This is a genomic window from Hyunsoonleella rubra (genome assembly GCF_042684665.1).
Classification (GTDB): domain Bacteria; phylum Bacteroidota; class Bacteroidia; order Flavobacteriales; family Flavobacteriaceae; genus Jejuia; species Jejuia rubra.
In genome coordinates this window covers 148,616-171,442 of record NZ_JBHULY010000019.1, presented here as the reverse complement: position 1 = coordinate 171,442, position 22,827 = coordinate 148,616, and the positions used below count along the sequence as shown (strand labels likewise).

Below are 22,827 nucleotides of genomic sequence, written 5' to 3'. Positions count from 1 at the left end.
TAAGGATTCAAGAAGATTTCCTGTAGAATTTTCGGTAAATGAAATACCCAATGCCTGCGACAAGTATATAGGGAATCGCCATCAAGTACACAATGCCATTATTGATACCTTCAGCGGTAGTTTGCCCTTGCTCGCTTTCTAAAACCGCACGACACATGGCGCACTGGGCTTCGATGTCTAGAACAAGGAAAAAAGTACAGAGAACAAAGATGATAAAACGTTTCATTTTTAATTTTAAGCTTTAGCAACCCTTCCGACTTTCAATTCTTTTGGAATTGAAAGCCACCTTCCCTTCAAAAGGGAAGGAGTAGATTTTAATTATAATACGGCGAAATCATAATATAAACCACAACACCTGAAATGGCCACATACAACCATAACGGAAAGGTGATTTTTGCTATTTTTTTATGTTTTTCAATATTGTTTGTAATAGCCCTAACGTACGTTATTAATACAAATGGAATCACGGCAATGGACAACAAAATATGCGTAAGCAATACAAAATAATACAAATATTTGATAACGCCCTCCCCCCCAAATTTTGTGGAATCACTTGTCATATGGTAAGCCACATACATTACTAGGAATAGCACTGACAGTACTATGGCGAACTTCATCAAGCGCTCGTGCAACTTGATTTTTTTGTTTTGAATGGCTATAAAAGCGAGTACTAGTACCAACGCTGTAACTGCATTTATTGATGCATAAATCGGTGGCAGAAACACGGGCAACTCCGCTTCAATCTTAACCCCGAAAAGCAAGGCTACTACTAACGGAATCGCAATAGACAAAATAACGATTAGCGTGTTGTACTTTTTTTCGTTTATCGGTTGATTGGAATTACTCATTAAGCAATAGTTTTATATCCTTTTTTAACGCACTGATTTGCTCCTTTTCACCATTATCATCTTCCCCCTCTTCTTCCGAAGCTATGCCTCTGTAATAAATGATTGGGTTGCCAAACTCGTCCTTTCTAGAGCGAATAAAGCCGTTTTTATCAATAAGGGCAAAATTACCCGAATGCTCAAAACCGCCTTCCACATCCTTATTTTCGGCTGCATAAATGTAAAATCCTTCATTAGCCAATTTATAAATGGCATCTTTTTCTCCAGTCATTAAATGCCAATTGGGGTTGGAAATACCGTAACTTTCAGCATACCCCTTTAGCACCTCAGGGGTATCGTGGTCTGGATTTATAGAAAAGGAGGCCACCCCAAAGTTTTCAAATTCCTCAAATGTATTTTGAATCTTCACCAAGTTACGATTCATTCTAGGACAAATGGTAGGGCAGGTGGTAAAAAAGAATTCAATGACATACACTTTGCCTTCGTAATCCTTATTTGTGATTTGTTCCCCATTTTGATTGGTAAAACTAAAATCTGGCACACGTCGTTTCGCCCCATTGTTTTCAATAAAGGCTAAAGTTGCAGTTTTGCTTTTTACTTCCTTTTTTAAATCGCTTCGGCTTTCTTTCCGGGAGATATCATCATTGGTAATTCTATCCACAATTTTCGGAACAAAAAGAATTCCAAAAACCAGAATAATAAATGCAATGCCTATGTATGAATAGTTAGTTTTTTTCATCTTTGCTCTTTAAATCATCCGCCCGTCTAGTATCCGAATTAAACTGGCCTTTTCGCTTTTGTCGGTATTCGGTAAATAATACCCTTAAATCTTCCGATGCCAATTTATTCTTCAATTCTGCGACCTCAACACAATCGTAATAGTTCATTTCATAAATGGCTTTGTTTTTAGCCTTTTCATCGTCCTCCCTTGCATCATTTCGTCCTCTTTGGCTTAAATCCGTATCTACAATAAACACTTTTGAAGTTGCTAAATTTTGGTCCAGACTGAAATCATTTTTCAAACTATTAAAAGTGTTAAGAATAGCCCTTTCTTCCAAAGGCACAAAATGCCAAAACCTCAAATCTTCGTATGAGGCTATTTCCTGAAACAGTTCATCGGCCTCAACCCGAGCATCTTCGGTTACTAAGGCTACGATTTGAAACTTTTTAAACCCTTTGAATTTATCATAAATAATTTCCTTGAGGTTTAAAGCTTCCGTGGATTTTTCTTTTGGATGCCTTCCAAAAAAGGCTAACACCGTTAAATGGTCTTTCAGTTTGATACTATCTTCCTTAACCATCAAGAAATCCTTAACATCTGTTTTTACAATATCCAAAGTCTCGTAGTTTTCTGTTGAAATAGACATGATAAAAACGAAAACCACAGGCAAAAAAAACAGAATACCAAGTACAAAATTCTTCTTTATTTGCTTCTTCTTTTCCACGGTGCAAAAATAAAAAAGGTGGTTCTTAAAACCACCTTATTCCTATATATTTAACACAATCTTGTGTGCTTAAAAATCTCTTTTGATATACCCGTCATCATAAACATCAAATACATAGCCGCCTTCCTGTAACAAGATGAAGATTAAATAAAGAATCAAGAATATAGCAGTCCAAACCACAGCGCGTCTCAAACCAGCGGTTTCATCACGCATGTGCATAAAGTCCCAAGTAATATAATAAGCTTTTACGATGGTAAGGATGATGAATATCCAGTTTAACAATTTCATGCCCAAAAACTTGGCCATTAAGGATTCTGGTTTGTAAATACCTAATACTACTTCAACCGCTGTTACGATGGAAAGTAAGATTAAAACACCCCAAATCTTTTGGGTATTGGATTTAAATTTAATTAAACCTCTAAGTATTGCTAAATTATGTGCGTGTGCCATTTATAACATGCTTTTGGCCTTTAGCTATTAGCTATTGGCGAATATTATTAATTAAACTAGGTAGAAGAATGTAAATACAAATACCCAAACTAAATCTACAAAGTGCCAGTACAATCCAACTTTCTCCACCATTTCGTAACTTTTGCGTCTTTCGTAAGTTCCTAAAATTACATTGAAGAAAATGATAATATTAATGACAACTCCGGAAAATACGTGGAATCCGTGGAAACCAGTAATGAAGAAGAAAAAGTCAGCAAACAATGGCGACCCATATTCGTTCACATGAAGATTAGCACCTTCCACTACCAACTTTCCGTTTTCTTTTATTTGTCTTAGCGACTCTGCTCGGGACAATACGGTTTTTTCACCTGCTTCTGTTAGCGTTTGTGTTCTTACCAAAACGTTATCATGAGCCTCCAAGCCTTTCACCACTTCATTAACGGTGTAGGTTGGCAGAGTACCTTCAGATACAAACCATAGTCCGTTATCACGGCCATGCGATGTTCTATCTTTATGCTCGGCTACCACAAAATCGCGCAAAGCTACACGATCACCATCCGTATCCACAAATTGTAAAATATTACCACCTTTTGTTTGAACAGCACCAAAATCACCTTTAATAAACGTGGCCCACTCCCATGCCTGAGATCCAACAAAAATCAAACCTCCGATAATCGTTAAAAACATGTAAAGCGTCACTTTTGCCTTATTCAAATGATGTCCCGCATCTACGGCAAGTACCATGGTTACGGAAGACATAATCAAGACAAAAGTCATGAATGCCACGTAAATCATCGGCAATTCCTGTCCATGAAGAAACGGCACGTGGGTAAACACCTCATCCGCAATAGGCCAAGCATCAATAAATTTAAATCTAGAAAATCCGTAGGCCGCTAAAAATCCTGAAAAGGTCAAAGCATCTGAAACGATGAAAAACCACATCATCATTTTGCCATAACTTGCCTTAAGAGGTTGGTTCCCTCCGCCCCAAGTTTTGCCTTCTGTCTCAGCGTTTACAACTGTAGCACTCATAAATTCTGGTTGTTGTTAAAAGTTGCACAAAAATAATCAATTTATTCATCTAACGAAATATCACACTTAAAAAATAAGATAACGGCCCCTCCTAACCTCCCCAAAGGGGAGGAACTCCAAAGATTACGCACCACTCCGTTCCATTTGCCTTCCCTTTGGGGAGGTGTCAGGTGGGGCATTTCTTCTACCTCACAAAATACAGAAACAAAAAGAGATAAATCCAAAGAATATCAATAAAATGCCAAAACGTAGCCGCCAGCTCAAAGCCAAGCATATTTTCAGAATTATACTTTTGTTTAAAATGATTATAAATTACAACCATTAGACAAATTAACCCAACCACAACATGCGCAATATGGACCACAGCGATTAAATAAATATAGGACATCGTCACATTACTAGTTGGCCCTGTAAAATTATAGCCCATATCAATAATCTGCTGAAAACCAGAAAATTGATTCATTATAAATACCACACCTAAAATCAAAGTTACAAATAGCCACAATGAAGTAGCTTTGTAATTGCCCTGTTTTAAGGTGCGCTTGGCCAAAATAAAGGACACACTACTGATAATAATGACCACCGTACTGATGATAAATGCATCCGGCAATTGAAAATCCTTCAGCCAGTCCGGTCTCGAACTACTTACTACAAAAGCGCTGGTCCATCCAGCGAAAGACATAATCAAGGAAATAATGCCAAACCATAGCATCATTTTCTTAGCGCGTTCATTCTTTTCCTTTGGGGTACCTTGGGTTAAATCCATTTAACTTAAAATTATATTTTTTATACTGCCCATAATTTTAGTTGTCAGCCTGAGCGCAGTCGAAGGCCTTAATAAATCCTCTGTTAAAAAGCATTTCGTCCCGATAACTATCGGGAGCGCTCAATATGACATTTATATTTCTTGTCAACTGCTCAAAAATTTATCAATAACGTAAACTATTTGCACCAATGAAATATAGGACACACTAACGATCATCAACCGCCGTGCCGCCTTTTCTGTCATCTCCTTAAATAGCCGAATTGCGTAATACAAAAACCAAATGCCCAAAAGAAATACCACTATTGCGGCCACAATGGACAATTGCAATGTTCCGGTAAATCCAAAAACAGGAATTATGGAAACCGCTAAAGTCCAAATGGTGTACATTATCGTTTGCACTGCTGTACCCTTATCCTGTTTCCCAGTGGGCAACATATAAAATCCAGCCTTTTCATAATCCTTGAACAAAAACCATCCAATAGCCCAAAAATGAGGGAACTGCCAAAAGAATTGCAAAGCGAACAGCGTACCGGGCTCAATCCCAAAGTCATCCGTAGCCGCTACCCATCCCAGCATAAAAGGGATAGCTCCAGGAATAGCACCTACAAATACAGCCAACGGTGTTTTAGTTTTAAGGGGCGTATAAGCGCAAGTGTATAAAAAGATCGAAATCGCACCAAACATGGCGGTCTGCTTATTAATCGTATATAAAATAATAATGCCGAGTAAGGTAAAAATAGACGCAATAATAAAAGCCGTAGTTACCGACATACGTCCTGCGGGAATTGGGCGGTTTTTGGTACGCTCCATCAAGGCATCCAAGTCCTTTTCAATGATTTGATTGTATGCGTTTGATGCACCTACCATAAAATAGCCTCCAAGCGCTAATAAAATCAAGGTTTTGAAATCCATGGATTCCACGCCCAAAAGGTAGCCAGCCAAGGAAGAAAACACCACACTTAATGCCAAGCGCATCTTTGTGATTTCCTTAAAATCAGAGATGATAGAAGGTGATGCTGTTACCGATTTTGCTCTGCCCAAAGTTTCTGTGCTTTACCGCTTTGAAATGCGAGTGCAAAGATACTTTATAAAACTTGTTTGAGCAATGTATAACAATGTTTTAATGAAAGTGCATAGGTTTTTATTAAAATTAAGTAGAGAGCAGGTTAAAACCTGCTCTCTGTTTTGCTCTAATTTATTGCAATCAAATGACTTTCAATGGCCTCGCCAAGGTTTATCTTAAGAACATAAATCCCTTCGGGCAAACCCTTAACACTAATTGTAGTTTCAACACCATTTATAGTAAAACGCTTTTTTTTCTCGCCTTTCATATCAAGGAGTACCGCTGTCACTCTAGACTTTTTGGTCATCAAATCGGAATGCTCTTCCGTCCATAAAACAGTTAGATAATCATTAGTCGGATTAGGATAAATAGTATATTTATCTTCGTTACCTGCCGCCCTCATCAAATTACAATTAATTCCAATACCGCATTCACAATCGGTGGGGTTATAAAGCTTTATCGTCGGCACCAAAGAATGGGAGCCACAAGCATTCACAGGCCTTACCTTAACATCATATGTTAGGCCTTTTATCATGCCAAGATCTTGAGCCGTTAAGGTTGCCTCGCCGTTGATTACATTTTTTGTAACCACCGGTCCTCCAAGAATATTAAACTCAAATTGTGTGGTTTGGTCCGAAGCATTCCATGTTTCAAATTTCCAATAGGTATTGCCATCAGCACAACCCGCAGGGAGATTGAATTCATCCAGAGGCACCCCAGAACTCGTTATCAACTTTGGAAAAGAGGGCTTACCGCTCCATATCGATTTTTCGATTGTTATGAAATCATTACAATCCGTATTAATTGTTGCTTCTAGGGTTGCCACACCTAAACTGGTGGTGATCGGGACAACGGTAACACTTGTCCCCGACGCACTCAAGCTAAACTTGCTAGCTGGTGAAATACTCCAAGTTACAGAAGCACTTTGGGAAATATTGCTTATAGTATATATTTTTGATGCTGGAGGGCAAATCGTACTGGATCCACTAATTTCGAATTCTAAAACCTCCGAACAGCTAGATGCACAAGAAAAAAAGCCCTTGTCATCATCACTATCCAGTTCTTCGATAAGCCAATTTCCATTTTCCAATGTGAACTGGATATGTTGCTGGCTGGTTATATCATTGGTAAAAAAATTATCAAACGGCGTATTTTTTGGTGCCTTAGGTGGAGAAAGCGGAGAGTACACCTTTGCTAAATCCCCCACATCAATAGTTTCCTGACCCGCACTGATACAAACTACTATAGGTAGGGACAAAGTTAAATTCACGTTCCAAAACATATGCATCCATTTCTGGAGGCAAGACAACAAATGTATCTATATTGTATATCCCACCACCAGCATTATCCAAAGGCAACATATTTGATGAAGAATTAAGTGTTTCCTCATCAATTAAAGGTTCTTGCACAGTGATTAAAAACAATATTGTTTTCTCTATAAAAATTTTCCCTTTGTATATTTGTTTGGATTGCTGATTAGGCAATGCCTTTAAATTAAACTGTGCTTTAATATCGGTATCCGTAGATAACGCAGAACTTATTGTTTTAAGTGGGTTTACAGACAAACTATTTATGTTTTCCAAAAGAAAATTAGTTACAAAAAAAGGCAAGTCGACGTTTATATTCATATCCACCAAGGTATCATATGCATCAAACCCCAAGGGCGTACCGCATTCTGAGCCATTGGCTATGGCGATGTTGCGAATCCCGCCCTGTGAAGGATACCCCATATTCGATAATTCTGTTGAAAAACCGTTAAATAAAGTGTTGTTATTTACGGAAACACCATTACCTGTACCTTGTAGCTGATACACCAACATTTGTTGCGCCGCTGGCGTCTGTAACAATGCCATCCCATCTTCTAATTCTGGAATAAAATCCGATATATCTTCTATGTTGACATCAAATAAGCTAAGAAACACCGGCAGACTTATTTCCTCTCCCACCAAATGCCTTACCATAGCTTGATAAGCCAAAGGCACATTAGCTCCTTGATGCGGGGCATCATGGCTGATGTACAGTTTGGTATCGTGGTTGGTATTTGGGTCTCCATCTATCTCCATATGGCGCAGGGCGTAACGGGCTATTAAACCGCCCATACTCATGCCCAATACCACATTTTGCTCCGTACTGCTTCCCTTTAAACCGTTAATCCAATCAATAACTGCTTCTACTACATAGGCATTACGTTGTATATAATCGGTACCGTTTACAAAATCTACAAATACTAAATCGTAATCTTCATCTTCGATGGCATCATTAAGTGTATAAACAGTTGCTGTTGGATCAATATCGATATTCAATGTTCCTGGATCGCCAGTGAAACTATTTACTAAATCAAAATAATCAAAACCACCATCAGGGTCAAAACCTTCTACTACGATTAAGGGCTTAGTGACCTGGGTATGTCCTGGAGCCAATTCAACCGTAACCAAAGCCGTACCTGCTATACCTTGCCATGTATTACCTGTTATAGGCTGTCTATTAAAAATAACATCAGTACCAGTACCATTAAAACGTGCAAAAAGCCCACCCTGAGGGGCTATATAATCCACCCAAATTTTAGAATGACTGTATAAGGTTGGTCCACCGCTATATACAAACTTTACCTTAAGTTCTTTTTCGCCTCCAGAGGTGAAGCTTATAGTCTTAGCCGTATTCAAGGCGACGGTTTGGTAACCTTGTCCGTTATCAAAATCTATTTGCACTTGGCTTAAGGTCAATCCAGAATTGGTGTATACCAAACTACTCGGCAGTTTAAAGCTAAACGTATCTCCCTGCAATTGGTTTTTTAGGGGAGCTACACCAAAAATGGTCTTGATATCGTAAGGGTTTCTCCCAGACACATCATAAATACGATCGTTGCTTACCGTAACATCCCCATTGCTTACCGCATTGGCTTTGTACTGTTGGTAATTATAATATTGTGCCGCCAGCAACACATCTTCGGTACTATTGGTTTGTTGGGTTTTTAGGTTATCAAACACCACATCTGGTGCGGTCATATTTTGAGCTACCGTACCTATGCGCATGGTGTAAAGCGAACTGTACAGGGATTGCCACTGGCTTTTATCCACTAGATTATTGGAACTTATGACGCCATTATAGGCTTCTGTCTCATTAAAACGAATGCCAAATTCCTTTAAATAGCCGGTGGACACCTTGGTTTTATCAATATTACCAAAGATGTGCTGCATACGGTTGTAGTAGCTGTTGTTTTGTGTATTGCCGTAAAAAAAGGCAATACAGAGCAGTGTAAAAACGAGTCGTTTTTTCATGATAAAAATGAATTAATATGTTAATAGTTTATGTTAAGGGATGTATTTCATATCGAAACGGCCATTGGTGATCTCTATGGTTTCGCAATTATCGGTGACTGTTGAAAATTCAAAAGTGCCAGAAATAATATAGTTTACTCTATCTATTTTAGAAAACACTAGGATGCCTGCTAATGTGTCTTCAAATTGATAACTGCAACCTAATTGCGGATTGGGGTCTACTTGGTATCTTGCCCTATCAATTAATTCATATTGAGTATTAATTTCAAGTGGATCAACAATATTTATATTAACGCCCCCCCTCCAAACTGAAGTTGACCTTGCTGATAGATAGCTACTTGCTCTCTAGTATTTGTAATTGAAATGGGTGTTCCATTCACTAAGTAGCCAAAGGTATTCTCGCCGGTCTGTGTAGCCGGTGGCAGTTGGTCTATGGGGTCGGTTGAGTTGTCATCATCCTTGTTGCAACATGTGGTGGTCAGTACAAATGCGCTTAAAAGTAGGGCGGTCATTAGGGTTATTTTTTTCATAGTTTTATTTTTTTGTTTCAACTTAAAAATACTGCTTTATTTGAGAGAAGTTATAGGTTTAAATGCGCTATGGAGAGGGTTGTATAGCGGTTAAACTTTAAAGAAGGAATTTATTCCTAAATAACGTAGTAAATATACGTCAGAAAAGACATGTGTTTTTATGATAAATATCAGGTTTTTGGTAGTTTTTAAAATTTAACAGATTATTTTTGGCAATGCAACGTTGTGGCCCTCTACTCAGCTCAGTGTGACAGTTCAGCACGAATTTGCGTTATTCCAAAATGAGATCCCGATAGTCATCGGGATTCCTGCTTGCCAGCAGGCAAGAATTCAACTTACAATTTTGAGTTCGCCTAAAAGGCTTCCCAAAATTGAGTTACATTAAAAATCAAAGTACCAATTAAACAAGTCCGTTCTTATCCCGAAGTTCAACCAGAAGGTGTTGTTTTCAAATGTTGTAGCCGTGGTAGCATCGGGGTTAAAATTTCTAACCGTGATATCGGTAAAAATCTTCATATTGGATGCGGGATTAATGAGATAGCCTGCCTGTAAATTAGCGTAAAAGGTTTTCGTGTTGATGCCCTGACCAATTTCAACACCTGTATCAAAAGGCCTATCGTTGTAGTCCCTATAGATATCTTCCCCATAGCTAAAATTGTCCATGCCTTCGTTGTAATCAAAGCCTCGGGTTCCAAAAATAAATTTTGCATCCCCAAACCATCGTTTCCATCGGTAACGACCGATCAAAATGGTTTCACTAAAATTGGCACCCCATAAATGGGCCAAAGGTTGGTTGTTGTGGCCATAGTTCAGCACAATAGTATTATGCGAATACGTATAAGGGCGCACACGGTTGTATTCCAGTTGCAACATCAAATTCTTCACCTTAAAGGCATCATAATATTTGACCCCTAGCTGATAGCCGTACTTGTTTTTCCAGCTTCTTTCACCTCCCCTGATATCTCCTAGTGAAAATTCATCCAAAATAAACTGACCGTACGCATTGACATTATCGCAAAACTTGTATTTAGCCGAAGCTCCCAACAGCGCATTACCAGCACCTTGGCCCGTTTCAAACTCAATAGCGCGATAAAAAATAATAGGATTCAAATAATTAATATCGAAGCCCCTATCGTTGCTATTGGTCCACAACACAGACTCAAACAAACCTATATTTAAGCGTTTTGAAACATTCCAGCTTAAATAGTGATTGGCAACATATTTGGTTAAAAAAGCTTTATCCTGAACCACAGCATCCCGCACATCCTTCATCCACATAAAGGTATTGGTATATTTTATTTTCCAGAATTTGGTGTTGATTTTGAGGAATGGGTGCGGACTCGTCACGTCGCTCAATAACAGTGACCGATACCCATCACCAATAAAATTCTTCCCGTGCCCAAATTGTACATTCAAAAATTTTGCAGGCGAATAAGATAAATAAGCCTCTGCTACCGGGTAATCATACGAATCACTTTTAAAACGCTTTGCAATACCCCGTCCCGGAATAATGGCAGGGTCTGGTCCAAAAGCCTTTAGACTTTCTGAATAACGATTCACGTAATCCGCAAACCGCCCTTGACTTTCAAAAATGGTGGAATAAAAATTAAATTTTTTGCCCAAACCTCCTTGCACTAAAACCCCACGGGTATTATTATAAGTACTGCCCACTACAGATTCACTCCCAGACTGAAGGTCAAAAATAGGGTCAATAGTAAACCAATAGTCTTTGCCTTCCACACGCACCAAATGTTCATTCCACCACTTTCTCCCAGCAAATGTGTTGGTTTCGCGTTCCAAGGCCTCCTGTTCGGCATTAAAATCATGATATCTGGCTACGTCAGCATACAGCAATGGTTTTGAAGCCGTGTGGCTGTTGGTGCCAACAAGATTTATTGCCCTATCGAAACGGGCATAGTCGCTATGATTAAATTGAATATTTAATTGACTGGAAAGCCTTTTATTGGAAAAAGGCCTTAAGCCTTTATTGACGCTGTCAAACTCCCGTTTGGCCTCGGCTTCAATTTTTGCAATTTCGTTTTCCTCTGCCAAATCACTAGATTTTGCCAGTTTGAAATCCTCCAATGGAATTCGGATCGGCATAGCATATTGCTTGAAGGTTTTCCTGCCGCTATAAGTTGCTGGTTTTACTTTGGGAAAGGATGTAAATACACGCCGAGCTTCCTGTTTTAGTTCATCATACATGGCATCAACATAAATCACCCTAAATTGCCCAGTAGTATCAACCTCAAAAAGAACAACAACTTCTCCCTTATATTTATCCTTTGCTACATCATCGGGAACTTGAAAGTTCTTTTTGATTCGCTGAAATACGTTTATATCGAAACAGTTTTGCAAGGAATCCAAAGTTACATCTGAACATTCCGGAAAAACAGGTGGCTTTTCGTAGGTGCCATCATCCTGCGCAAATGCGAAACAATTAAGTAAGATGAGAAATAGGGCTACAAGTTGCTTCATACTACAAATATGATGAGGAAGCGAATTCAACGCTTTCTTTTGTTTAAAAAATGTTGCAAATTCACTCACTTTTCGTTCCTTTTCTCGACCGTAGCTTAGGCTATGGCTATTCAAAAAGAGCCTCAATTGAGCAAATTTTCATTCATTTTCAACTGAAAACAAAACGTTCAAACCGCTTCTCCAATTTGGGCTGAAAGATAGTACATTTTGTTAAGATTTGCTTTAGTTCAAACTGTTCCGAACAAAAAAGCCATTATCCTTTTAGGGATAACGGCTTAAAGCATGATAAATTATAATTGCTATTCAGCAATAAAAATTATGGGTAAGGTATAGCGAACGCCAACAGGTTTATCGCGTTGCTTACCAGGTTGCATATTTGGAATAACGTTAATAACTCTAAGCGCTTCTTTTTGTAGTTTGGGATACGGACTTCCAACTTGAATATCTGTTACTTTCCCGAACTTATCAATTGTAAACTGTGTATTTATCCTCTGTTTACCGCTTAAGCCTAATTCACCTGCCAATCCCGTTCTGAACTTTCTTTGAACTAATTTGGAAATCTTTTCAGACATACACTTTTTCCTATCCAAGTTTGTCTTCTTTTTTTCACACCCGGGATAAATTGGAACCTGTTCAATCCAGATGAACGGAACCGGTGCGTCTTCAGGCTTATCCAAAACGGTCACAGCTCCTGGGTCTATTGGTGGGTCAGAAGAAACATTTTGTTCTGAAGTCTCAACATTCATTGCCTTTTTTAGAATATGATCATCGTCCACTATTTTTACTTTATCCGTCAACAATACTTTTTTTTGTAATACCTCGGGTTTAACTTCGGGCTTTGGTTCCTCATAAACCCTAAAGTTTTCAATAGCGATCTCTGAGATATCTTCTGAGGGCAAGACATTATCAGTATAGTTTGGGATAGTCGTCTGAAACCGCATTTCCAACAGACCGAAGGCGGCCAGTAAACAAACGATAAGCCCTACTTGGAAATAGAGGGTAGAGTTTTTTTGTAAATTTGCATCATGCTTTTGTGGTTTTTTCACGAGGCCGTTTTGCCGAACGGAATCGTGAGTGTTCTTTGAACTGTTCATAATTATTATAGTTAAAATGTTAATATTATGATAAAAACACAATAAGCATACCAAAAAAGAAATCCCGTTACAGTTTTTGTAACGGGATTTTAATTGATTGTTCCAATGAAATTTAGTACCTAAAAAACAAGGTCCCGACGATATCGTCGGGACCTTGTTTCTATTATAAAATTATAAAACGTATTAGTCTTGTACCTGGAAAATAATCGGTAAAGAATATGGTACCGTTACAGGCTTACCACGTTGTTTACCCGGTTTCATTTTAGGCAACAAGCTAATTACGCGCTTGGCCTCTTTTTCCAATCCTGGATGTGGTGCTCTGGCACGAACTCCTGTAATACTTCCAGTTTTGTCAATCTTGAAGATCACGTTGATACGCTGTCTTCCCGACAAGCCCAATTCTGAGGCTAATTCGGTATTAAACTTTCTATTTACAAACTTTGCAATCTTTTCAGACATACAAGCTTTTTTCTTGGCATTATTTCCTTTTTCGCAACCAGGGAACACAGGCACATTTTCAATTACCGCAAATGGCACCTCGATATCCTCTTCTACTTCTTCTACTTCAATTTCTTCAACCTCAACAATTTCAGTTTCCTGATCTACCTCCGTAGATTCAATTACTGTTTCTTCTACTTCTTCTTCGTCCTCAACTATTTCAATAACCTCAGGCGCCGCAGGTGGTGGTGGTGGCGGCGGCGGTGTTTGGATCTGCTCGGTAATCGGAATTTCCTCTTCCAGTTCCTCTTCTAAATTAAGCTGACCAATATCAATTGCTGATTTTTCGTAGGTTTTATAATTAATTGAAAAATTTGCTAAAAATAGCATCAATAATAAACCAATAGCGAAGTAAAGAGAACTGTTTCTACTTACGTTGGCTTTCGGATTTTTTTTAGGTTCCATAGTGTTGTGGTTTTTCCAGATTTTAAAATAACTACTTATTTAGCAAAAATGCAAATGTTTAACCATTTTTAAGGCCTAATTTTCCTTTTAAGAGAATTATTGCGCTTGTAGTTAATGCACCTAACGAATTTGCTATTGCATCGTACGCATCCAAAGATCGCTCTTTAGTAAGGGTTCCTTGTAATACCTCAATAATTATACCAAACAAAATTGCAAAACCTGCGCCAAACAAAACTGCTTTTTTCAAAGGTTTTTGAAGGGTAAAATGAAATACCAAAACCCATAAAAAACATAAAATGGCATAGGCCAGGAAATGGAAAATTTTATCGGCATAATCTACGCCTGTATCAGGCATGTTTTTCAGGCTCATTAAACTGCCCACCATTAGGGCAATGGTATAGGGTACGGCCAAAAAAAGCGAGTAGGTTTTAAGCACCGATGATATCTTTGTAGCCCTCGGCCGACAATAAATTATCTATTTCCGATGCGTCCGAGTACTTAATTTTTATCATCCAACCCTCACCATACGGATCGGAATTTACACTTTCCGGACTATCCTCCAACCCTTCATTGAACTCCACGATTTCACCGGACAGTGGCAAAAACAAATCAGAAACGGTCTTTACAGCTTCAACAGTTCCAAATACCTCATCAGCATCTAAGGTTTCATCAAGTGTTTCAACCTCAACATAAACAATATCGCCCAATTCACTTTGCGCAAAATCGGTAATGCCTACTACCGCAATATCGCCTTCAATTTTTACCCATTCGTGGTCCTTTGTATATTTTAATTCTGATGGAATATTCATGCTGTCCGTATTAAAATTTGTTCCGCAAATGTATTCATTCAAAACTAGATTTCAAATAGGTTTGTGTTAATTGAATGTGTTATGCTACATTTTCTTGTGCTGAACTTGTTTCAGTATTTCAGCATCCCGAAAACTATGATGAGACCCTGAAACAAGTTCAGGGTGACAGACCAACGTTTAATTCCCAAAATTATACCTCAGCGTAAATCCAGAACGGATAGTTGTTTGGGGAAAAGCGGTTGAAATAGCATATTCGGCGAAAGAATAATCAAAATAGAAAATGGCCGTAAGATTTCTGCTAAAGGCATAATCCGCGGTATATTTTATACCCCAAATGGTTTGTCCAGAGGTGACCTGATTGTTTTCCAAATCCAAATATCGAATAATGGTTTTATTGTCCCTGACAGATACATCGGCCTTCATATTCAAATCGCTTACGATACGTTGACGCGGTCCAGCCAATTTAGACTTGATTCGCACATCCTTGATACGATAACCAAGCCCCAGCACATATTCGTTGCCCTGAATTTCAGTCAACAAATTATTATCAAAACTTAAAGATAGTAATCTGTCCTTCTTGATTTCAGCCAAAATCTTCATGGAATTTTTCATTTCCATATCGATTCGAATCAACGGACTGAACATTTCCGTTAGGTTAATATTGCTGAACAGAGTACCATTCTTGTAATTGCCCGACTGATCCTTTGTATCGGGATTTTGACTATCATAATCTAAACTAAAATCAGGAGCAACATAATCCAAGTTAGTTTGAAACTGGTTAATAGTATAATTGGAACGGTAGCCATGCGTCACCGAAAAACGCCTGAAACGCTTTTTAAACCAATTGAATTTCATAAACCCGGTATATTTTAAGTCCCAGTTGGGAATCGGTAAATCCCTAAATGCCCCCAGTTTTACCTTACCAGCATCCTGCCCCGTGTAGGCCGCTAAAAACGCTGGCAATAATACAGCTTGACTTGTTTTTCCAAAGCCTCTGGGATAGCCTTCGGCATCCACATCATTAACGTCGGCTCCACTTTCAGCAGCCAATCTTCGCGCCACGGTCAATCGATTATCCCTAAAGGTATTAAAGGCATCAGAAGTAGCTTCATCGCTTTTACTGAATGCTGTTTTAATCATCACCGTAGAAATATTGAAGTTGCCGAAGGTGTTTGGGGTCAAAGGATTGTATATGCCAGTATTTCGATCTACATTAAAGTTTTCAGAAAAATTCTCTAAATAGGTCCTATTCCCCACCACGTCAATCTTTAAGTCCCGCACAGGTTCCAAATTTGCAGAAATATCCAACTGCTTGGTGGTCGTTTCGGTATATTGCTGATTGAATTCCGGGAAATAGGTGAGCCATCCATTTCTGGCCGCTAAAAACCGTACATCCCTTTGGCTACCAAATGTAAATCCGAATGTTGGCTTTAATGTCCCAATAAAGCCAGGTGTTCTTGTATAACCAGGTAGAAATATCCCGTTGTTTTCGGAGTAATTAATCTGTGCGCGTTTTACACTGGTCAAAATATCTATCCCAGCGTTGAGCCATTTGGTGCCAGGTTTATTGCCGCTTTTTGGCTTTTCGGCTTTCTTTGGTTTTGCTCCCGGAGGGCCGGCTGTTCTGGTACGAGTCCTTACCGTTCGTATAGGTTTTTTAACCAAACCGATGTATTTATACAAGCGGTTCATGTCCAAACTGGTATTGATATTGTGCGTATTAGAGTTTTGAACTGTATGCCCTAAGTCGTAGGTATTGCCGTCTTCAGCAACAAAATCCCCAAACAAATCAGAGCCCTTTTGCCATTGGAAATCGCCATTATATTGATAGGTGGCATCAATAAAACTAAAAGTCGGGATTTTGTTTAATGGCAATTGATAAGTGATACCCAAACTTTGTGTTTGTCGGTTGGGGTCACCAACATCGAGGAAGCCGTCCCACACATCCAAATCAGGATCCTGTTCTCCCCTGATAAAATTGTCATCAATAAAATAATTCCGAACAATATTATTATTTGCCGCCGTAAAATTCAACTGCAGGGCATCGGTGATATTATAGTTGATGGTATATTGAAAATCAAACGTATAGTTTCGTCTAAATAATTGTTGAATGCCTATATTTTGACCAGTCAATTCTGCCTCCCTAAATTTTTGACTATTGAATTGCCTGTTGATGTCGGAGTTCACTGCAATACTTGTCGGCAACACATTAAAATTTAAATCCTTCAAAAACTTCCAGTATTTCCCTCGGAAAAGTGAATCGTTCTTTTTGAACGGCTCTACTTTCACAGGATTAAAATTGAAGGCGTAATTGGCACCAGCCCTAACAGTTTGGTCTAAGGAATTCTCAATTTCAAAATCGCGGTGTTCTACCTTATTGTAAGAGTAATTCAAAGTGAAATTTTCCACATCATAAAAACGTGGTTTCTTATCGGTAGTTCTATTTTTTCTAACACCAATAAAGTTGATGCTTTGGCGCTTGGTATAATCTTCGGAACGTTGTCTGATATCTTCTCTTTCATCTTCTGAATTGGCCGCTTCCAAACGAGAATCCAGTTCTAAATCCTTATAAAACTGATCGTATTTTGGAGTAATCAATTCTTCACTTTGTCCATAATTGAAAGGAATTTGAACACCCCACTTTTTTGGTAATAACTGCCCGACATTGATATTGGTCACCACGTCATATTGCTTAACATCCTCCAAAGCACGCTGGCTAGGACCTTGCTCTATGGTCCCAAAACCTGAGGTGCTTTGCCTTCCTGTTGCACTCACATTGGCAAAGTCGGCAATGTTGGCATCCATGCTTACTACGGCCGCCCAACCGCCTTCGTTATCCAAATCGGAAAGGCGTAATTCGTTAAACCATACTTGGGCACAAACATCACTGTTATTGGCATTTTTAACACCTACCATTAAGGTCCTCACATCCCCAAAATTGGGATTACCTTTTATCCCTATCCTTTGTTGCCCGGTAATATATCCGGTTAACGGATTGATCACGGGATCATCACCTATAGCATCATTTACAACATCATAAAAGGTTGGGTCGTCATTCGTTAATGTCCCGTCCGAAATACCTCTTGCCTTAATTTGCCCTAACAATTCAATTGGCAGATTGATTTCATTTTCTGACGGCCAAGCCGTTTCCCTATCCCTTGAACCTTTGGGCGATTTTACCAATGGCACTTCAATCTGATAATAGTTATCGTTCAGATCGTTACCCAATCTGATAAATCCAACCAAGCGTTCAGCCTCATCGTCCTCATAGCCATTTCCTTCTTCGTGGGCATGCAAAAACATTCGCAGGCGCTTGTACTGGCGCATATCGATATTAATATTTTTAAACACTGCCCGAGAATCCTCAGATTCCAAATCGCAAACGTTAAGCAACAATGCCTGTTCATTCTGCCGAATCACTGTATTGTTATTGAACAATTGCTCAGGTTCAATACCCGGTGGTCTTACATAAGTATCTTCATTTTCAATGGTACCCACAATCCCAACGGAAAATTCGGTACCGTCGTCATCCGGATCATCTTCATTAGGTTGCAAGGTTTGGGTGTAGCGTCGCCAATCACTTCGCACTAAATCTAAGGAACCAAAGCGAAGCACGGTTTGTTCTGAAAAATCCGTCAAATACATCCTCACAAATCGAATCGATCGGAAGTCCTCTATATTATTCACACGTCTTTTGTAAACCGGCGAGGCTAAAGGATCATCAAAGGTTTCATTAGGCACGTTCACTGGTATCCTTATTTGATACCAACGCACACTTGCATTCTGCCCATTGGCTAAAACACGGTTTTCAACTTTTACATCGGTAATAAACTCGTCCAATGCACTGGTACTTGTGATATCTGTGATATTGTTAACCTCAGGTAAATTGGTCCTATTAAGTTCTATTTCGTATTCATAATAACTATCGATGGTATTCATCGTGTTATCCCTGTTGATGTCCTCCACATCGGGTTGTGGGTTTGCTGCCCTTTGATTATCGTTAAACACATCTGGCGTGTTCCCTTCAACACCATTAAATTTTTTGTAGCGCTCAAAAATGCCCCCTTCGGCATCCAAGAAATAGGAGTAGTTATCTTTTGCTGGGTCTTCTCCAAAATTTGCCCCAAAAATGGTCGCCTCCTCTGTATCATCGTACCCGTCGTACCCAACATCCTGATTAACCCTCTCCTCACCAGTAGTATCAAAGGCATAAATTAAAGATTGATTGAGGGGCACTACTGTTCCCCAATCTGTGGTTGGCAATAAACTCACATTTCCATCTTCTGGCAATCCGTTTTCGTAAAGCTTTCTACCGTCCTTTATGATGTCTTCCGAAATATTTCCTAAGTTGAATACCAATTTACCTCCAGGGTTTGAAGATGAACCCTGTCCGTCTGTATTTTGAAAGGGATCTTGCAACCAGAATTCAATATATTCCACGTTGGCTTGTTCTAAGTCCGTAGTAGTCAACTGTCTTGTAATACCTGCCCAACCTTGATTTGGCGCAATGGTGCCATCAGCCGAAGATGGGTCAAAGTTATATGGCCCCCTCTCGGTGGGATAATACACCAAATCCAAAGTATTCAGTACCGAGTTTTGCCCTTGTACCAAGTCCTGTTGCGGAAACAGTTCATTAATAAATACTCTACTGGTAAATAAACTGGACAGGTCTCCATCGGAAATGCCATCCGGCCTTCTGGAACTATAAAAAATAGGGTCAATACTGTACCAGTTTAAAAATGCCCTTCCGTAGCCATTTGCAATACCTGCTCGGTCTTCAATTTCATTATCATTTCCATTTCCATCTATATCCACAGGTCTACTAGATAAAAACCACGACTGTTGCGCCCTTAAATCGATAGCATTTTGGGTGCCTTCAAAATCGTCGATATAGGATGTTGCTTCTCCATTCAGATTGGTGCCCTTTGGGGCTCCGGGTAACAGATACGCAAATTCACCTCTTAAGGAAATATTGGAGGGCACATCCGTATCTATATTAGGCAATTTGTTAACCATCCTAGTTAAAAATGGCACTTCCGTAGAATAGTTACCATTGAATCCGAAAATGGTATTATTTATTGGCTCGGAACCAAAATTGGCTTTCTGAGTTATCGGCCGTTCATTTAGATTTAAAAGTGTACCCGCAATCACAAAATTGTCATTGAATTTGTGTTCCACATTTAACCCAGTAAATCGACGGGTCTGTTGCCCAAACACGGCATTATTTTCTGTGGAAACCTGAATGGGTGTGTTTGAAGCTTTTAAGGCTTCGTCTAAAATCTGCACACGACCCAATTGATAATTCACCGTATAATCTACCCCTTCTACCAAAACACGTCCACCGGCAGTTACTCTTACGGAACCGCGAGGAACATTAAATGCCCCAATAGGAATCCCATCACCGGCCGAACCTTTATAACGTCCTTTTATTCGGAATTTGTTTTTATCTGCATCTTCCAAGGCGGCCGTTTTGGTTTGCTTATATAAAATATCGTAAACGTACTTTTCCTGATTGGCATCGGTATAAACATCTGCCTGGTAATCCACGTCATTATTGTTCGAGTTACCATCGCTGTCCAAAAGATCAAATAAATACCGTCCGAATGGCTCCACTTTTGTAAATATGATCTTACCGGTTTGGGGTTGGACCGTAATGCCCGGTACAAAATCAAAGAATCCATCCCCGTTGCCTTGGGGGTCGTTATTGAAATTCAGCTTGTCCAAATTGAAAATTCGTAAAAGTGGCGTTTCTACAATTTCCCTATCATCATTGGGATCGCCCGGCGTATGGTTATCAAAAATCGGGAAAGGCGAGCCTTCAACAGGCTTAATGAAATTCAAAGGAGACGCTTCATTGTAAAAAATATTCAACCTAAAATCTTCCTGACTCAAATTAAAGGCCCCTGTATCATAAATGTTCTTCATCATGAGGTCCCAAATCGGCTGTCTTACATTGGTAACGCTACTTTTCAGCATCTTTAGGACCAAGGCCTTATTGGTAACATTCGTGACCTGCCCCTGATTGTTCTGCTCAACTTCATTTGGGTTGATACCATCGTTTGCAAACTCCCCTACTTGATACACTTGTCCATTAACTGTATATTGGAAGGCCACCGCCAATACCTCATCGGCGTTTAGGCGTTGATTCAAAGAAATATAACCCAACTCCGGGCTAAAGGTATATTCCTGACCGTTGATTAACTTTCTTGCATTTTCGATTTTTCCATAATCCGAGCCCTCGTTAACATCGTTGGACAAAACGCCAAATCCATTTTGAGCGGTGGCAATATCACGAATGGCCTCGGTTAATATCGAAGTCGTTCCAATGGCGGTCGGGTCAAAATCGTTATTGCCGTTATCCGGAAAGGCATTCACATTATTGGAAAAATTGTCTGGCGTATTGATGAAATTTGCTGGAATTGGATCCAAAAATATGTTATCGGTATCAGGATTTCCTGGGTTGTAAAACGATTCACCCAAATCCTGAATCGCCACTACATTTCTCACATTATCCGTCCTGTTGCTTCTATTGGTAATATAAACTTCAAGTCTCGTAATCTGTAAACCTCGGTTATCCAAAAATGGATATTGTCTTAAAGCAATATCGTATTGGTCCCTAAAATAATGCGCCAGGAAAAAGTGTCTATTTTCGTCATAATCCCTAATGAAAAAATCGAATTCTTCTAGCGTACCACCTCCTTGAGCTACTACCGTATTGGCCTGAGAGCGTTGTTCTGAAAACACCCCAGTAAATGTAGTTCGTCCAAATTGTAACTGAGCCTTCACCCCAAATAAACTTTGTGCTCCTGTGATCAATGAACTGTTTAAAGGCATGTTAACGTTACCTATTTCAATTTTTTGGATGATATCATCTTCCGTGGGCGTATATTCCAGTTTTACCAAATTCTGAAAATCGAACGTGGACTGCGTATCATAGTTTGCCGTTACTTGCAAACGCGTCCCTACTTTTCCTAATAAGCTAAGGCTAATCCTTTGGTCAAAATCAAAAGTGAAATTACTTCGGTTTCGAGGTGAAAAAGTTGGGTTGTCCTGTCTAGAAAACAGAATTCCTAAATCCATTTCCACAGAACCCTGGGGCACCACCTCAATGGTGTTTCCTCCGAAAAGTGTCTCGAAAAACCCAGAGTTCACATAGAATTCTGGTAAAAGGTTTTTACGCTTCTCGTCCGAACCTTCTTTTTTACCATCAAAGGCATCAATTTTATCCTTGTAATAATTCCGAAGATTCTCTTTGGCCACTAAATCCTGATACTCCTTCGGGGTCAGGATAATTGGATAATTGATATTGAAATCGCCAATTTTTTCAGTATAGATGTAGCGGTCGGTAACTGGATCGTAGGTGTATTTAGACTCGATACTATTTGGCCGCGCGGTTTTTATTTCGCCTAAGCTAAACCCGGTTTTCGTGGAATCCTGAACAGGTTGTTGCGCCCATGCAGGCACCGACAACAGCAGTAGGGCAAAGAGGGCAACAATTTTTAGGACGGGTTGGTTATAGCTTTGGGTAGTTATAGTCAAAATCGTTTATAAATTTTTTAAGGCTTGTTTTATAATGGTTTCTACATTGGCATCCGGTTGCGAAACGATTATTTTATCCACAACACGTTCTGCCTGCTTTTTTGCAAAACCAAGAACTTCTAAAGCAGATAACGCTTCATTCTTGTTGGTATTGTCCTTTGAAACCGAAACTTCGTCTATATCATAAATCTTTAAAATCTTATCTTTTAAGTCGATAATCACGCGTTGCGCCGTTTTGGCTCCGATGCCCTTTATGGATTGGATTAAAGCTACATCACCAGAGGCAATACCTTCCCGCACCTGCTTAGGGGTCAGGGAAGACAGCATTGTACGAGCCGTACTTGCTCCAATACCGCTTACGGAAATCAACAATCTAAAAATTTCACGTTCCGCCAGAGACGAAAACCCGAATAACGTATGGGAGTCTTCTTTTATCTGAAGATGGGTGTACAATTTTAGAAATTCCTTATCGGGAATTTGAGAAAAAGTATGCACAGAAATATTTAACAGATAGCCTACGCCATTGCAGTCTATCACTACATCTGTTGGATTCTTTTCAATAAGTTTCCCTTGTATGTGCGTAATCATTTAGAAA

At 39.3% G+C, this 22,827-nt stretch carries 18 protein-coding genes; all 18 read right to left on the bottom strand.

Annotation, left to right across the window (positions count from 1 at the left end; all coding sequences use genetic code 11):
* Positions 1–7: 7 nt before the first annotated feature.
* Complete coding sequence (locus tag ACFSR8_RS10355) at positions 8–226, bottom strand: hypothetical protein (RefSeq protein WP_380291723.1); 219 nt, start codon at positions 224–226, stop codon at positions 8–10.
* 88 nt (positions 227–314) lie between these two features.
* Positions 315–848: a DUF420 domain-containing protein gene (locus tag ACFSR8_RS10350; RefSeq protein WP_380291721.1), complete on the bottom strand. Its 534-nt coding sequence runs from the start codon at positions 846–848 to the stop codon at positions 315–317.
* Positions 841–1,584, bottom strand: a complete 744-nt coding sequence (locus tag ACFSR8_RS10345) for an SCO family protein (RefSeq protein WP_380291719.1) — start codon at positions 1,582–1,584, stop codon at positions 841–843. The genes ACFSR8_RS10350 and ACFSR8_RS10345 overlap by 8 nt, the downstream gene beginning before the upstream one ends.
* The gene (locus ACFSR8_RS10340) at positions 1,571–2,212 is read right to left on the bottom strand and encodes a hypothetical protein (RefSeq protein WP_380291717.1); all 642 of its coding nucleotides are present in this window, start codon (positions 2,210–2,212) and stop codon (positions 1,571–1,573) included. Before ACFSR8_RS10340 ends, ACFSR8_RS10345 begins: the two co-directional genes overlap by 14 nt.
* Before the next feature lie 147 nt (positions 2,213–2,359).
* Positions 2,360–2,740, bottom strand: a complete 381-nt coding sequence (locus tag ACFSR8_RS10335) for a cytochrome C oxidase subunit IV family protein (RefSeq protein WP_380291715.1) — start codon at positions 2,738–2,740, stop codon at positions 2,360–2,362.
* 51 nt (positions 2,741–2,791) lie between these two features.
* The gene (locus tag ACFSR8_RS10330) at positions 2,792–3,772 is read right to left on the bottom strand and encodes a cytochrome c oxidase subunit 3 (protein WP_380291713.1); all 981 of its coding nucleotides are present in this window, start codon (positions 3,770–3,772) and stop codon (positions 2,792–2,794) included.
* Positions 3,773–3,956: 184 nt separating this feature from the next.
* Positions 3,957–4,538, bottom strand: a complete 582-nt coding sequence (locus ACFSR8_RS10325) for a cytochrome c oxidase subunit 3 (protein WP_380291711.1) — start codon at positions 4,536–4,538, stop codon at positions 3,957–3,959.
* A gap of 144 nt (positions 4,539–4,682) precedes the next feature.
* Complete coding sequence (gene cyoE, locus ACFSR8_RS10320) at positions 4,683–5,579, bottom strand: heme o synthase (RefSeq protein WP_380291709.1); 897 nt, start codon at positions 5,577–5,579, stop codon at positions 4,683–4,685.
* 149 nt (positions 5,580–5,728) lie between these two features.
* Entirely contained in the window at positions 5,729–6,859 is a 1,131-nt protein-coding gene (locus ACFSR8_RS10315; protein ID WP_380291707.1) for a T9SS type A sorting domain-containing protein, read from the bottom strand.
* On the bottom strand, positions 6,810–8,879 hold the full coding sequence (locus tag ACFSR8_RS10310; RefSeq protein ID WP_380291705.1) for a hypothetical protein: 2,070 nt from the start codon (positions 8,877–8,879) through the stop codon (positions 6,810–6,812). Before ACFSR8_RS10310 ends, ACFSR8_RS10315 begins: the two co-directional genes overlap by 50 nt.
* A 284-nt stretch (positions 8,880–9,163) precedes the next feature.
* Entirely contained in the window at positions 9,164–9,409 is a 246-nt protein-coding gene (locus tag ACFSR8_RS10305) for a hypothetical protein (protein ID WP_380291703.1), read from the bottom strand.
* A gap of 381 nt (positions 9,410–9,790) precedes the next feature.
* Complete coding sequence (locus tag ACFSR8_RS10300) at positions 9,791–11,887, bottom strand: gliding motility protein RemB (protein WP_380291701.1); 2,097 nt, start codon at positions 11,885–11,887, stop codon at positions 9,791–9,793.
* 299 nt (positions 11,888–12,186) lie between these two features.
* A complete protein-coding gene (locus ACFSR8_RS10295; protein WP_380291699.1) occupies positions 12,187–12,981 on the bottom strand; it encodes an energy transducer TonB in 795 nt (264 codons plus the stop codon).
* A gap of 183 nt (positions 12,982–13,164) precedes the next feature.
* The gene (locus tag ACFSR8_RS10290) at positions 13,165–13,884 is read right to left on the bottom strand and encodes an energy transducer TonB (RefSeq protein WP_380291697.1); all 720 of its coding nucleotides are present in this window, start codon (positions 13,882–13,884) and stop codon (positions 13,165–13,167) included.
* 58 nt (positions 13,885–13,942) lie between these two features.
* Positions 13,943–14,320 carry a VanZ family protein gene (locus tag ACFSR8_RS10285; protein ID WP_380291695.1) on the bottom strand — a complete coding sequence of 126 codons (378 nt, stop codon included), beginning with the start codon at positions 14,318–14,320 and terminating at the stop codon, positions 13,943–13,945.
* Complete coding sequence (gene gcvH, locus ACFSR8_RS10280; protein ID WP_380291693.1) at positions 14,313–14,693, bottom strand: glycine cleavage system protein GcvH; 381 nt, start codon at positions 14,691–14,693, stop codon at positions 14,313–14,315. The genes ACFSR8_RS10285 and gcvH overlap by 8 nt, the downstream gene beginning before the upstream one ends.
* Before the next feature lie 177 nt (positions 14,694–14,870).
* Positions 14,871–22,232 (bottom strand): T9SS outer membrane translocon Sov/SprA, encoded by a 7,362-nt coding sequence (sov, locus tag ACFSR8_RS10275; RefSeq protein ID WP_380291691.1) that lies wholly within the window; start codon positions 22,230–22,232, stop codon positions 14,871–14,873.
* A gap of 6 nt (positions 22,233–22,238) precedes the next feature.
* Positions 22,239–22,820, bottom strand: a complete 582-nt coding sequence (ruvA, locus tag ACFSR8_RS10270) for a Holliday junction branch migration protein RuvA (RefSeq protein WP_380291689.1) — start codon at positions 22,818–22,820, stop codon at positions 22,239–22,241.
* Positions 22,821–22,827 lie beyond the last annotated feature (7 nt).

Excerpts from the sequence above, each read along its gene's own strand:
- ACFSR8_RS10355 (WP_380291723.1), bottom strand. The coding sequence starts at position 226 with ATGAAACGTTTTATCATCTTTGTTCTCTGTACTTTTTTCCTTGTTCTA.
- ACFSR8_RS10350 (WP_380291721.1), bottom strand. The coding sequence starts at position 848 with ATGAGTAATTCCAATCAACCGATAAACGAAAAAAAGTACAACACGCTA.
- ACFSR8_RS10345 (WP_380291719.1), bottom strand. The coding sequence starts at position 1,584 with ATGAAAAAAACTAACTATTCATACATAGGCATTGCATTTATTATTCTG.
- ACFSR8_RS10340 (WP_380291717.1), bottom strand. The coding sequence starts at position 2,212 with ATGTCTATTTCAACAGAAAACTACGAGACTTTGGATATTGTAAAAACA.
- ACFSR8_RS10335 (WP_380291715.1), bottom strand. The coding sequence starts at position 2,740 with ATGGCACACGCACATAATTTAGCAATACTTAGAGGTTTAATTAAATTT.
- ACFSR8_RS10330 (WP_380291713.1), bottom strand. The coding sequence starts at position 3,772 with ATGAGTGCTACAGTTGTAAACGCTGAGACAGAAGGCAAAACTTGGGGC.
- ACFSR8_RS10325 (WP_380291711.1), bottom strand. The coding sequence starts at position 4,538 with ATGGATTTAACCCAAGGTACCCCAAAGGAAAAGAATGAACGCGCTAAG.
- ACFSR8_RS10310 (WP_380291705.1), bottom strand. The coding sequence starts at position 8,879 with ATGAAAAAACGACTCGTTTTTACACTGCTCTGTATTGCCTTTTTTTAC.
- ACFSR8_RS10305 (WP_380291703.1), bottom strand. The coding sequence starts at position 9,409 with ATGAAAAAAATAACCCTAATGACCGCCCTACTTTTAAGCGCATTTGTA.
- ACFSR8_RS10300 (WP_380291701.1), bottom strand. The coding sequence starts at position 11,887 with ATGAAGCAACTTGTAGCCCTATTTCTCATCTTACTTAATTGTTTCGCA.
- ACFSR8_RS10295 (WP_380291699.1), bottom strand. The coding sequence starts at position 12,981 with ATGAACAGTTCAAAGAACACTCACGATTCCGTTCGGCAAAACGGCCTC.
- ACFSR8_RS10290 (WP_380291697.1), bottom strand. The coding sequence starts at position 13,884 with ATGGAACCTAAAAAAAATCCGAAAGCCAACGTAAGTAGAAACAGTTCT.
- gcvH (WP_380291693.1), bottom strand. The coding sequence starts at position 14,693 with ATGAATATTCCATCAGAATTAAAATATACAAAGGACCACGAATGGGTA.
- ruvA (WP_380291689.1), bottom strand. The coding sequence starts at position 22,820 with ATGATTACGCACATACAAGGGAAACTTATTGAAAAGAATCCAACAGAT.